The 13,267-nt window shown below is 39.7% G+C and carries 9 protein-coding genes; 6 read left to right on the top strand and 3 right to left on the bottom strand.

Annotation, left to right across the window (positions count from 1 at the left end):
- Positions 1-68: 68 nt before the first annotated feature.
- Positions 69-1,268 carry a YncE family protein gene (locus AC4CU0_RS10670; RefSeq protein WP_490743121.1) on the bottom strand — a complete coding sequence of 400 codons (1,200 nt, stop codon included), beginning with the start codon at positions 1,266-1,268 and terminating at the stop codon, positions 69-71.
- Between the two features lie 260 nt (positions 1,269-1,528).
- Positions 1,529-5,188, bottom strand: coding sequence for a cadherin-like domain-containing protein (locus AC4CU0_RS10675; RefSeq protein ID WP_490743122.1), 3,660 nt, complete (start codon positions 5,186-5,188; stop codon positions 1,529-1,531).
- Here AC4CU0_RS10675 and AC4CU0_RS10680 point away from each other — a divergent pair.
- The 3 genes from AC4CU0_RS10680 (at position 5,179) to lon (ending at position 9,360) form a co-directional block, all read left to right on the top strand.
- A complete protein-coding gene (locus AC4CU0_RS10680; protein ID WP_257227092.1) occupies positions 5,179-6,063 on the top strand; it encodes an OmpA family protein in 885 nt (294 codons plus the stop codon). The genes AC4CU0_RS10675 and AC4CU0_RS10680 overlap by 10 nt on opposite strands.
- Positions 6,064-6,198: 135 nt before the next feature.
- On the top strand, positions 6,199-6,786 hold the full coding sequence (locus AC4CU0_RS10685) for a 5-formyltetrahydrofolate cyclo-ligase (protein WP_490743123.1): 588 nt from the start codon (positions 6,199-6,201) through the stop codon (positions 6,784-6,786).
- A 147-nt stretch (positions 6,787-6,933) separates the two neighbouring features.
- The gene (gene lon, locus AC4CU0_RS10690) at positions 6,934-9,360 is read left to right on the top strand and encodes an endopeptidase La (RefSeq protein ID WP_233944388.1); all 2,427 of its coding nucleotides are present in this window, start codon (positions 6,934-6,936) and stop codon (positions 9,358-9,360) included.
- A 417-nt stretch (positions 9,361-9,777) separates the two neighbouring features.
- On the opposite strand, the gene AC4CU0_RS10695 is transcribed toward lon, so the two are convergent.
- Positions 9,778-10,740 carry a M20/M25/M40 family metallo-hydrolase gene (locus tag AC4CU0_RS10695; protein ID WP_180024149.1) on the bottom strand — a complete coding sequence of 321 codons (963 nt, stop codon included), beginning with the start codon at positions 10,738-10,740 and terminating at the stop codon, positions 9,778-9,780.
- A 152-nt stretch (positions 10,741-10,892) separates the two neighbouring features.
- Here AC4CU0_RS10695 and rlmH point away from each other — a divergent pair, with 152 nt between their 5' ends.
- The 3 genes from rlmH to AC4CU0_RS10710 all read left to right on the top strand — a co-directional run bounded on the left by rlmH (position 10,893) and on the right by AC4CU0_RS10710 (position 13,233).
- Complete coding sequence (gene rlmH / locus AC4CU0_RS10700; protein WP_078189858.1) at positions 10,893-11,375, top strand: 23S rRNA (pseudouridine(1915)-N(3))-methyltransferase RlmH; 483 nt, start codon at positions 10,893-10,895, stop codon at positions 11,373-11,375.
- A 136-nt stretch (positions 11,376-11,511) separates the two neighbouring features.
- On the top strand, positions 11,512-12,288 hold the full coding sequence (locus AC4CU0_RS10705; RefSeq protein ID WP_180024148.1) for a dioxygenase family protein: 777 nt from the start codon (positions 11,512-11,514) through the stop codon (positions 12,286-12,288).
- Positions 12,289-12,456: 168 nt separating this feature from the next.
- On the top strand, positions 12,457-13,233 hold the full coding sequence (locus tag AC4CU0_RS10710) for an META and DUF4377 domain-containing protein (protein WP_180024147.1): 777 nt from the start codon (positions 12,457-12,459) through the stop codon (positions 13,231-13,233).
- Positions 13,234-13,267: the final 34 nt, after the last annotated feature.

The following is a 13,267-nucleotide window of genomic DNA, read 5'->3' on the forward strand; positions in this document are numbered from 1 at the left end:
TTCTTCAATTAAAAAATTCAGAGCCGATTTGACTCTGATTTTTCCATTTTCTTTTGATTTAAACTGTTTTACTGACTGCCCCATCCTGCTGGTGCATAACCTAAACGAACACGCTGTGGGTGATTGCCAACTGGAACTGTGATGACTTTTTCACCTGTTGCAAAATCAATCACGGTTACTGCATCTGTGGCACTTTCAGAAATGACACAGCGTTTTCCATCTGGGCTTTGCGTTGCCCAATACGGTTTACCTGCAGCAATCAATTTCGCCGCGGTCAAAGTTTTACGATCTACTATAGTGGCATAATCATCCATGGTTCCTGCGACACACAGTTTTTCACCATCACCACTGATTGAAAGCCCATGATGGCGTGAGTCATTCACCCATTTGGTGCGATCTGAGGCAATCGTTGTACTTCCCGGAAGCTGTGCAATGCGCGTGACTTTGTCTTGATTGAGATCATATTCGACCAGACCATTAAAAAATGAGACCTGAGCATAGATTTTGGATTCATCTTTACTAAATACAATCGGTCGAACTGAGTTAGACAGATCTTTTCGTCCCACGGCATCTAAAGCAGGTCTAAAATCGATTTTTTTAAGGACTTTATAATTTTGAGCATCTGCGATCGTGATATAGCGTTTGCCTTTAGTAAAATCTTGCCAAGATGCATCCATGGCTGTTTCGACATTTCCAATGGCTGAATTTAGAATTTTAGTACCGTTGGCAAAATAGATATTTTCATGTGGTTTATCGCCCGTCGCAAAACGTCCTAATTCTTTGCCCGTGTTGATATCGAGTACATGTACAACATTCCCTGAAGATGCTGAAACAGCAACTTGTTGCCCATCGGGTGAAACCGCCATATGGTCTGCTCGAAATCCTTCAACGGGTGTGCGCCAATTGATTTTCCCCGTTGCAATGTTAATCGAGACTACATCTGCATAACTTGGGCGTGATGCAACCACCGATTTGCCATCTGGTGTGGAATACATGTCATCGACCAATTGATCATTTCCCTCTCCTGCCGTATTACGAATATAGCTATAAGCGATTAATTTTACTGGGTTGAGGTAAATTTCAGTGAGGCGTTGTTTTTTGTCGGGCACCATATTGATGACACCAACTTTCTGATAGTTTTTTGCAGGATTGATCACTGTAACCGTACCATCCCAATTATTGCCGACAAAAAAGACTTGCTGGCTATTGGGTGGAACGGGTGCAGTGGTTGTCGCTGCGAAAATAAGTGGCGACACCGTAACTGTCATACAAAGAAGTGTCCTGATCCAGAGATTTTTTTCCATTTTTATTGTCCATTCATTTGTTTTTATGCATACCTTTTGAGCTACGTCATCAGATAAGTGTCGCTTTTTAAGCGCAAAGAAAGCTTATTAAATATACAAGTGTAGATATAGCGTATTTGTTTTAATTCCGATGAGTTGTTGATTCAAACCAAGTCTTCAATTGGCATTCACTTTTTCAAAGCATAAAAAAGCACCCGAAGGTGCTTTTTTAGTTCATCAAATGATTAGTAAATAATTTGATTATTGTTGATTAGGTCATCTAGTTCGACTTTGTTGGTTTGATTGAGCAAGACTACAAGATCTTGTGATTCATATTCCGTACCTGATGTGCCATCACGGTCAATTGAGATCACAGCTGAATCAGTTTCTTCGTCATATTCTACTGTTACAAACTCTGCGAGATTCGCTTCAGTTGCATCGTCAGAAAGTAATGATGAGATGTCGATTTGGTCAGCAATAGAAAAATCATTTACTGTTGTTAATGTATTACCACCCAAATTGTCGTCTGCAAGAAGGTCGAAAACAATATCATCACTAATAAGTAAACTTTCACTTTCTAATGAGAACATCGCAAACGATGCTGTCGCAGTCACTGTTTCCTGAATAGGAAGCACATTGTTACTGTTTCCTAACTCTGTTTCGAGCTGGGTTGTAAGTACATTTACATCTTGAATTGAGGTTTCAGGGACTATAAATTTCACGACAAAATCTTCAACTTGACTACTTGAAGTGCCTTGATAAGTATAATACCCATCTGAATCTTTGCTTACTGATATACCATTTACCGAAACTTTGGCATCAACTAAAGCATCAAGAGCAGCAGATTTAAATTTCACACCATTTACATTCACATTTGCCTCTGCATCATTTAAAACTTCTGCATGTAAAGTAAATTGTAAAACTTTCTCTGGAGTACCTGCTTCAGGAGCTACTACACCAAGTTGATCCTGTCCATTTTGATTTTTCTCACCTGTCTTAGCAATTTGAGTTCCATCTGCAAATAGTACACCTTCCAACATATTAATTTGGAAGCTATTTACATTTTGGACACCTGTAATGCTCAAGTTAAAACCATCAATATAGTTGGTCGTATCAGAGTTATTCAAGACCATTGAATTAACTGGATATTTTGCACCTGAATACGGTTCATCAAATACAATCCAATCACTCGGAGTACCTTTTTCACCTCCAAAGTCTTTAGGGAAACTATTTGAGAAATTAAGCCCAAGCTCATTCTGAGTCAGAACTTTGTTAATTTTCTCCCAATTGATAATAATAATTTCAGAAACGTTAATTTCACTTTTCAAATTAGTAAAGATTCTTAGCGCTTCGTTAATTTTATTGAAATCATTACCATACTGTGGATCATTGATAATAGCTTGCATCTGTGCAGCAATATCTACAATTTTCGCACCCGCAACAAGATCATCAGAAACATAATTACCTTCAGCATCTTTATAAATCGTACCTAGGTTTGGAACGTTAATCACTGAACTTGACGCACCACCACCAGTTCCACCTGATGTTGACCCTGATACCGAAATTTCACTTGTTAATGTTGCTTTTAACTCAATGAGTTCAGCATTGCCAGTTACAGGAGTTGTAACTTTACCATCAGTAACTTGAAGACTTATCGAAGGCAATACAGCACCTGAATTTAGCTGATCCGCACCTTTCTGAGTTAAGGTTACAGATTGATCAGCCACTGATAATTGATAGAAACCGTCGGCACTAACTGTCGAGCCATTAGCAAATGTCACAGTCAGACTGTCATTATCTGCATCCGATGCAGCATATGTAGCAATTTTTTGACCCGAAACAGCTGCACCAACAGTGACTACTTCTGGTTCAATTTCAATTTCAGGTGCAGCGTTTGTTACAGAAGCAGGATATAAAATTACACCGAACTCTAGTTCTGAACTTGCAGTTGAACCATTTGATTTTTCAGTTGCAATAGATTCAAGCTTCACATTCAACTTCAAAGAATTACCTGTAACAACCAAACTTGTTGGTGCAATCGCCACTAAGCTTGAACCTTCGATACTCATGCTATCAGCGACAAAACTTAAATTGCCATTTGTATCCGCAGTTCCAAGCAATACTCGAGTTCCATCTATAGTAACAGCGTAAATTTGCATTCCTTCAACCAAACCAGAGAAATTCAGTGTTAAGCTTTCTGAACTATCGAGATCATTCAAACTAGTATTAAGTAGACCAAGAGAAATATCCTGTCCAACTTCACCACTTAGGTTGAAATATGGTCTATGGAAACCATTTTCATCTTTATCGGTACTACTTCCTTGAATCAAGTCAGATACTTGCCATTCCACAGAAGGATTAGTCTGTTGATAAAAATTATTCAGATCTGATACAGCAGCATCAAGACTAGGATAATAACTTATCTTATCACCATGTGACTGATCGATTAATTGGAAATCATAGTTACCCTCACCTGCTTGGTTATGCATGTAGAAATCAAAGGTATAGAACCCTGACTCTTTAGCGGTAAAGCTAAGGTCTACCGATTGGCTCAAGCCTCCCCAACTCACAAATACAGGATCTTGGTTTCCAATAATCAACATACCACTATCATCTGCTTTACCTTTATAGCTATAAGTATGCCCAGCTTCCAAATACACATAACCTGTAATTGCAACGCCTTCATAGGTTGCTACACTTGAATCAACCAAACTTGTAGTTTCACTAGTGCTTGCAGGTGGAAGAGTTGTATTTTTCGAACTGGTTAAGTATTCAAAAACCGTTCTCAAGGTATCTGCTGGCATGCCATTACCATTACCTTGCAATAAATTATAAGATTTTCCATCAACAGTAACAGTTTTAAGATTATTCCAAGTTTGAATATTTAAATTAACTGCCGTTGGGCTCCAATCTAATAAATCTAATGTTAAAGAAGGCTTATCTGCCACTGCATCAACAACAATTTCCAATTCACCTGAAGTCACATGTTTACCATCAGAAACATTAAATTCTAGGCCTGCATATACTCCGCCGTCAGTTGCTGAAGCTTCGTTAGCATCTGGCGCAAATACAACTTTTCCGACATTAATATCAGCATAAGATAGTGTTTGACCCACGATGATTGGTGTTTTATTCCCAGCAGCATCTACGATTGTCAATACACCGTCTTTTGGCAGATTTGTTACCGTAATAACAAGCTGATCATTTGCTGTATTTGCATCTGAAATACCAAAATGCGCCCATGTTAATGTCACACTTTGATCTTCTATCGTAACCACTTGGGTTGTCTCAACTTCAGGAGCGATATTGTCCACTGGGACAGTTTTATCTACTTCCTCACCCGGACTACCTGATTTATCTTCATAGCTATCTGTAGGGACAGTTACCGTAACGTTACCATCAACACCCGGAGGTACTTCACCAGTCACCACATATGAGCCATCTGGTTGTTCCACTGGCGGCGTAAATGGTACTTCGATTGGACCATTTGGACCTTCAACAATGATTTTATCTTCTGTAATTGTCGATGGATCAACATCATCAGGATAAGTCACAGTGATCTTACCATCTGGTGTAATCGTCACTTCTGCTACAAGCGGAACCATATTGATGTTTTCGTTGCCTTTACCTGGTAGACCCAGGTTACCCGAAGTGTCTTCATATGAACCTTCTGGTACATTAACCGTAACTTTGCCTTCAACGTCCTCTGGCACTTTACCCGTTACCGTAATTGAACCGTCTGGTTGAGTCTCAGGTGTACCAAACTCAACCACAATGTCTTTGCCATTTGGATCTTTAACCGTAATTTGGTCAGGCGTAATTGTGGATGGATCGGTGTCATCAGGGTAAGTCTGTACGATGTCACCATTCGGTGTCATCAGGGTAAGTCTGTACGATGTCACCATTCGGTGTCACAGTCACTTCAACTTGTGGACGCTCAGTTGTCGCATGTTCAACTTTTCCTGGCGTAAATAAATATGCAAAACCAGATAATTTATTGTTTCAAAACAATATGATTGATGTATACAAAATACATGTTCAACGTGATGAAAAATTATGCGCAGATGATCAAGCTAAGAACCAAAAATGTGCAACTAAGCTCTATATAGATGACTTTAAAGCCGGTGATTTTTATATTAATAATTCTGCTGATTTTTATTTAAAAGAAGGTGAATACCAATTTAAGGTGAAAAATTGTACAAATCTTTGTGAAAATTATTCAGTTAGCTATTGTGTAAACGAAAATTCACTTTTGAATAACTTATTACTTACAGTTGATAATAATGGCAAACCTATTATATTAAATAATGATGGCACTACGATTAATAATTGCCTGATTAGAGAAAATGCTCTAAATAATGTGATAAAACCAATTGAACCGAGTTTAGATAATATAAATTTAGCTGCCGATTCTTTATTTAAATTTAATGGTGGCAAATTAACCGATTTACTTCCTGCTGGTAAATCAAGCTTGAATGAACTAGCAACTAAACTTAATAACCACTATGCACGTATTGATATGATTAAGCTTACCGGCCATACCGACCGTTTAGGCAGTGAAAAATATAATCAGCAACTTGCATTGCAACGTGCACTAACTGTCAAAAATTACTTAATGAACCAAGGGATTGCTGCTGATAAATTAAGTTTCGCTTCAGCAGGTGAAACTCAGCCTGTAACCAATGGTTGTTTTGATGTGCAAGATCGAAATGCCTTAAAAGCTTGCTTACAAGCAGACCGTCGTGTTGATGTGCAAATTCTTGGTATAAAAAAACTTTAAATAAGTCCGCGTTCCTTAAGCTAATTAGTGTTTAAGGAACGCTTTATATAAAAAAGATAAAACCTATTTTTTCGGACTTTTAAGCTTGAACGCGTTAAAATGCCTTGAGAATTTTGTGCTACTTTGAAATGAATCATGACTTTGAGCACCACCAGCCTTCGTAAACAACTCCGTAAGCAGCGTCGTAGCCTAAACCTATGGGCCCAACGACAAGCTGAACAACAAGTCCTACAGCGTTTAATCAGACTCAGTCATTTTCAGCGCAGTCAGCATATAGGCGTGTATTTACATGCATTCGGTGAAATTCACACTCAAAAGCTCATCCACTACTGTTTTACGCACCAAAAACAGGTGTATTTACCCATGATTTGCAACATGAATCAGCAACTGGTTTGGGTTGAAATCTCACGACATCAGTACATCAATAAACGTTTTTCTCATCACCCACTCGGCATGAAAGAGCCTATGGCAAGTCGTGGGAAGCATGTTTCTCATCTTGACCTTTTAATCATGCCCTTGCTGGCTTGCGACAAGTACGGCACACGTATTGGTATGGGGGGTGGCTTCTACGATAAAACATCAGCGACTGCACCAACAAAGCCCTACCGACTAGGTCTTGCACATGACTTTCAATTAATCAATGAAACACTAAAAAGAGAATCATGGGATCAGCCTTTAGATGCACTTTTAACCCCCTCCCATCTTTTACGTTTTAAGCGTTAATTTGATATTTTTGACACTGAGTTACACTTAAAAATCACATATTTAGTCATTTTTTACACATTTTAATTGGCATGACCCTTGTAATTTAAAAAATACACATCACTATAAAAAACATGGCAACACCGTTGTCACTCATTAGGAGTGCCCATGTCTGAGATTATTATGAATGAAGAAAGCTTGGAAACTACAATTCCGAGCGTATTACCGCTCTTAGCGCTACGAGATGTGGTTGTATATCCTCACATGCAAATTGCACTGTTTGTGGGTCGTGAAAAGTCGATCAATGCAGTCAATGTCGCACGTGACAGTGACAATCTTGTATTCGTAGTTGCACAAAAAGATTCGCTTACAGAAGAAATTGATCACGACAATTTATATCAATACGGTACTGTCGCGAAGATTGTGCAAGTTGTGAATCATGAGAATGATGAAAACTGTATAAAAGTACTGATTGAAGGCTTATATCGTGCCAAGTTAGAAAAAATTATCGATACCGATGATTACCTGACTGCCGAGCATTCATTAAGCCCAATGACGGTTTCTGTTGACTCAGAAACTCAGAATAATCGTGTGGAAGAATTACGCACCTTATTTGCTCAATATGCAGAAGCAAAATTGCGTAACGCACGTGAATTGATTGCAGCAGCCAATAAAATTGATGATTTGCTGCAATTATTATTCTTTGTAGCAACACGCGTGCCTTTGAATATTGATGTAAAGCAAAAATTCTTAGAGCATGATGAATTTGAAGCACATTTAGCTGAGCTGATGACGTATTTATTACAACAGTCAGAAGAACAGCAAATTGAGCAAACCTTACATGATTCTGTAAAACGCCAAATGGAAAAGAATCAGCGTGAATACTTCTTAAATGAAAAAATGAAGGTCATTCAACGCGAACTTTCTGACATGAATGGCGGTGGTGAGGATGACGTTGCAGAAATTGAAAAACGTCTAGCTGAAGCCGATTTACCTGAACATGTACGCAAGAAAGCTGAAAATGAGTTCCGTAAGCTAAAAGCAATGCAACCTGCTTCGAGCGAAGCTGCTGTCGTGCGTAACTATCTAGAAGTTATTTTAGATACGCCTTGGAACAAAGCCAGCAAAGTCAGCATTAACCTTGCGAAAGCTCAAGATATTCTTGATGCCGATCACTATGGTTTAGACGACGTGAAAGACCGCATCGTGGAATACCTTGCTGTTCAATCACGTGTGAAAAAACTTCGTGGTCCAATCCTGTGCTTAGTTGGTCCTCCAGGTGTTGGTAAAACTTCACTCGGTGAATCTGTTGCCAAAGCGACTGGTCGTGAATTTGTCCGTATGGCGCTGGGCGGCGTGCGTGATGAAGCTGAAATCCGTGGTCACCGTCGTACTTATATTGGTGCGATGCCAGGTAAAATTGTGCAATCTTTGTCTAAGGTTGGTGTAAAGAACCCTCTGTTCTTACTCGATGAAATTGACAAAATGGCGCAAGACTACCGTGGTGACCCTGCTTCAGCATTGCTTGAAGTCCTAGATCCATCACAAAACAGCAAGTTCAATGATCACTACTTAGATCTTGATCTCGACCTTTCTGAAGTGATGTTCATCTGTACTGCAAACAGCATGAATATTCCTGAAGCTTTGCTTGACCGTATGGAAGTGATTCGTCTACCGGGTTATACCGAAGATGAAAAAGTGAATATTGCTGAACGTTACCTCGTTCCAAAAGCCATCAAGAACAACGGTCTACGTGCGAAAGAATTAACCGTTCACGAAGAAGCCATCCGCGATATCGTACAACGTTATACACGTGAAGCCGGTGTCCGTAGCTTAGAACGTGAAGTGTCTAAAATTGCACGTAAAGTGGTAAAAGAAGCAGTGAGCAAGAAAGCGAAAAATCTTCAAATTGAAGTGAATTCGAAAAATCTTCCTGACTACTTAGGTCCACACAAATTCGACTTCGGTATGGCCGAAGAAGAAGCTGAAGTGGGTCGTGTAAATGGCTTGGCTTGGACATCTGTTGGTGGTGAACTACTAACAATTGAAGTTGCGGCAGTGAAAGGTAAAGGCAAGTTCATTACCACAGGTTCTCTTGGCGATGTCATGAAAGAATCGATCACAGCAGCGATGACCGTTGTACGTACCCGTGCAGATGAACTAGGTATTGAAGCGATTCGCTTTGAAGAAACAGATGTACACGTGCATTTACCAGAAGGTGCAACACCAAAAGATGGTCCATCTGCTGGTTTAGCCCTAACCACTGCTCTTGTTTCAGCGTTTACAGGCATTGCGATTCGTCCAGATATCGCAATGACTGGTGAAACCAGTCTGGGTGGCCGTGCAATGCGCATTGGTGGTTTAAAAGAGAAACTTCTCGCTGCTCACCGTGGTGGCATTAAGCTTGTCTTTATCCCACAAGACAACGTTCGTGACTTGGCTGAGATTCCAGACAATGTCAAAGAAGGTCTAGAAATTAAACCAGTGAAATCGATTGATGAGATTTTACCACTAGCCTTGGTTGATATGCCTAAACCTCTTGCAAAGACACCGATTGTCAAAGCAACTGAAGGTGGCAAAGCTGCTCGTCACTAAGCGCTAGCAACTCGCAATAAAAGAAAAAAAGCCCTGTTTCGACAGGGCTTTTTTACATCCATTATTTCATACTGCATATTCGAAAAATTTCATTCAAATCCTTCGCTATGACAAGACTCCAGACAACAGCTACAACTTTTGATTGGATTACTATTTCAAATTCGACATCAAGATCAATTATAGCCAATAAGAAAGTCTTACAAAATTTGAATGCTATTACTTGAAATATCGCCCTCTATCCCACATATATAGTAGAGAGATATACGCGCTGTATGTTTCTTTATTGGTTCCAATCACGTGTAAACGCGTGATGATCATTGGAACAAGATGGTCATCTACATCTCCAGGTAGATGACCTTTTATCGCAGTCCACAGGCTTTCGGGGCTGCGTTTTTTATGTCATGTTTTTAAAGACACTCATTTCAAATTTAAGATGGTTTTTACTAAACCATCGATCACTTGAGCCATTTTGTCTAAGTTTAATTTATCCAGGGTATCTTGCTCAGTGTGATAGTGCTTATTACGATAAAATGCCGTATCAGTGATCATCATCGCCGGCATATCAAATTGCCAATAATTCATATGGTCTGAAAAATCCACACCCTGAATAAATGAAGGAGAAATCAAGCGCTCACATTGTAGTTGCTTCAAAGACTCCATCGCCGCACAATACGTTGAGGTTAAGTCACGAGACTGAATATTCCCCACCGATGCAATAAAATTCGTATGAGATGGATAAATCCATTTCAGTCCAACTGGATAATCTTGAGTGACTTTGGGATCAAAATAACCAATCATTTCCAGAATATACACACCTGAAATTTTATCCTTTTCCTTTGCTACCGATTTTGCGTGAATAAAACTGCCCATCGACTCTGTTCTAAAATATGGTGGTTCTTCGAGGGTATAAAATACAAACTCAATATTTTGTTTTAAACGCGCTTTTTCAGCCGAAAGAATCCGAGCAGCTTCGAGTACACCTGCAACGCCAGAAGCATTATCATCGGCGCCATGCTGCTCCTCAAATACATCGTAGTGCGCGCCAATGATCACTCGGTTGCTATGCCCTGCATTTAAGGGACAGACCACATTACGGTATGGTTGGCTGTTTACGGTATAGGTTTGAAAACGACAATTCACACCAAATAAACGCATCTGCTCACGAATCCAAGCAGACACCCGGTTTAACTCTTGAATATTCTTATAGTTACGATATTCAGCTTCATTACCAATAATTTGCTCTAAATAGACTTTTAAATTATCTGGTTCAGCTGTTCTAATATTGTTGGCATACGCCGCAAATGAACACCATCCAAAAATTGAAAGCATTACTGCTTGCTTGAGCAAAAATAATTTACCGTCCTGCCATGTTTTTTTCATTGTTATTATTCCAATTTTCATCTTTGATCTAATCTGTTTATGCTGCGTATTTAAACAGCAAGCAGAACACGATTTCAATTGCAAATTGTGTCTGAACATACAAAGCGCAAGCGAACCGTTATAATGCTCTTTTGTATACTTTCAGGCGCTGTATGAAAATTCGTATTCTGACAATCGGTCAAAAAATGCCAGCATGGGTTCTGACGGGTTTTGAAGATTATTTCAAACGTATTCAGCCATTTGTTCAAACGCAGATCATTGAACTGCCTATGGCTAAACGTGGCAAGAACGACTCAGAAGCCGACATTTTAAAATACCGTCAAATTGAAGGTGACAGCATTTTAAATGCCATGAAATCGAATGAAGTGCTAATCGCCTTAGAAGTCGGTGGTCGTGAGTTCAGTACGGAAAAACTAGCTGAAACCATGAAAGGCTGGATGCTTGAAGGCAATGATGTGGTTTTAGCCATTGGTGGGCCAGATGGACATTCTGAAGCAGTACGTAAAGCTGCAGCATGGCATTGGTCTTTGTCTAAACTAACTTTGCCGCATCCAATGGTTCGTGTCATGCTCATCGAACAGCTATACCGTGCAATGAGTATTAATCATAATCACCCTTACCATCGTGCGGGTTAATCCGAACTGACTCCAGCATCTACAGCAATTACAGCGTTGCAACAATGAAACAAACCGTTGAAATTATCCGAATTGTTACGCTGAATAATTTAGTGCATGATCATCATATTCCTTTAAACAACCAGCGACGACCGCGATGAATTTACAAACACTTCCAGGTTTATTTATTTCCCATGGCTCACCTATGCTTGCCATCAATCCTGAGCAAGTCGGTCCTGCGTTGGAACGTTTAAGCCTGAATCTTCCAAAACCTGAAGCCATTGTTATCATGTCAGCACATTGGGAAAGTAACACACTAGAAGTAAGTACCAGTGCCCGTCCTGAAACTTGGCATGACTTCCGTGGTTTCCCAGCGGAACTTTATGATATTCGTTATCCAGCACCGGGTAACCCAGAGCTTGCAGAAGAAATCCTTCATTTGCTTGCCAATGCAGGATTATCGGCACATGCCAACAGCACTCGTCCACGCGATCATGGCGTTTGGATGCCGTTATTGCATATGTATCCTGATGCCGACATTCCTGTAATTGAAATATCACTGCCGATGACCATATCTGCGCAAGAGATCTATAAAATTGGACAAACGCTTGCACCTTTACGTGACAAGCAAATCCTGTTGATTGGATCGGGCAGTATTACTCATAACTTACGTGAATTGGCTTGGGATGGACGTGCAGCAACCGTGCCTGAGTGGGCGTCTACATTCCGTAATTTTGTGGTCAATAAGCTCACTCATCAAGATTTTGATGCAGTTCTCGATTGGCAAAATATCCCGTTTGTACAACGTAACCATCCGACCATTGAACATTTTGCACCCATCTTCTTTGCGATGGGTGCAGGCCCTCGCTTCTCTATTGTTCACAGTAGCTTTAGTATGGGTTCACTGGGTATGGATATTTATCGTTTTGATTAAACGTGAATAAAACGAAATAGTTTGACTTATTCATAATTTATATTAATAAGTTAACAAATTATTATTTATGGATACATTTTGCTACTTATTTGAGCTGAATGTATTCATATTTTTTTAAAATGAATGGGTTATGCTACAAGCTGAAATTCACTTAGAACAGTTAGCGTAATGAAATTAAAATATTTAGCGATCGCCCTCTTCCCTTTAGCCCTTGCAGCATGTCAATCAAGCGATATCCAAAAAGCTGGAGATTTAGCCGTGAGCGTATTACAACAACAAAATGCTGATAAAACTTTAGCTTCATATCAATGGAGCACCACCACTGAAAATGCGCCAAAACCTTTGGTTTTAAATTTTCTAGAAAATGGCACTTTGGGTATTTCAACCAGCTGTAATAGCATGTCAACCCAATGGAAAGTGGAACACAATACACTTGTAACAGGCAACATTGCATCTACCATGATGGCGTGTCCTGATCATGCGATGAAACAAGAAGGACTTGCATCTTCACTCTTTAGTGACCGTAAAGCACCTTTTGTTTTAAATACTACAGATCCACAAAATCCAACGTTAACCATTATCTCTGCAACAGGTGAGAAACTGGTGTTCACTGGAAAATTAACACCTGAAACTCAGTACAACTCGCAAGGCGAAACGATTTTCCTTGAAATCAGCCCTGAAACTAAACAATGTACAGGCGTTGCTCCACAAACTTGTTTGCAAGTACGTGAAGTGAAATACGATGAAAAAGGCCTAAAAACACAAGTTGATAAAGACTGGACTTTATTTTACGATCAAATTGAAGGCTTTAAGCACACTCCTGCAGAACGCCAAATTATTCGCGTAAAACGTTTTGAACGTAAAAACCCCGCTGCTGACCAATCAAAATATGCCTATATTTTTGATATGTCAGTCGAACGTGAAGCTGTAAAAGGTACGTTGTAAGTTACAGCCTATAAGAAAACCGAGGTCATCGCCT

It is taken from the genome of Acinetobacter sp. LipI_15 (assembly GCF_058242865.1).

Excerpts from the sequence above, each read along its gene's own strand:
- AC4CU0_RS10670 (WP_490743121.1), bottom strand. The coding sequence starts at position 1,268 with ATGACAGTTACGGTGTCGCCACTTATTTTCGCAGCGACAACCACTGCA.
- AC4CU0_RS10680 (WP_257227092.1), top strand. The coding sequence starts at position 5,179 with ATGTCACCATTCGGTGTCACAGTCACTTCAACTTGTGGACGCTCAGTT.
- AC4CU0_RS10675 (WP_490743122.1), bottom strand. The coding sequence starts at position 5,188 with ATGGTGACATCGTACAGACTTACCCTGATGACACCGAATGGTGACATC.
- AC4CU0_RS10685 (WP_490743123.1), top strand. The coding sequence starts at position 6,199 with ATGACTTTGAGCACCACCAGCCTTCGTAAACAACTCCGTAAGCAGCGT.
- lon (WP_233944388.1), top strand. The coding sequence starts at position 6,934 with ATGTCTGAGATTATTATGAATGAAGAAAGCTTGGAAACTACAATTCCG.
- AC4CU0_RS10695 (WP_180024149.1), bottom strand. The coding sequence starts at position 10,740 with ATGAAAAAAACATGGCAGGACGGTAAATTATTTTTGCTCAAGCAAGCA.
- rlmH (WP_078189858.1), top strand. The coding sequence starts at position 10,893 with ATGAAAATTCGTATTCTGACAATCGGTCAAAAAATGCCAGCATGGGTT.
- AC4CU0_RS10705 (WP_180024148.1), top strand. The coding sequence starts at position 11,512 with ATGAATTTACAAACACTTCCAGGTTTATTTATTTCCCATGGCTCACCT.
- AC4CU0_RS10710 (WP_180024147.1), top strand. The coding sequence starts at position 12,457 with ATGAAATTAAAATATTTAGCGATCGCCCTCTTCCCTTTAGCCCTTGCA.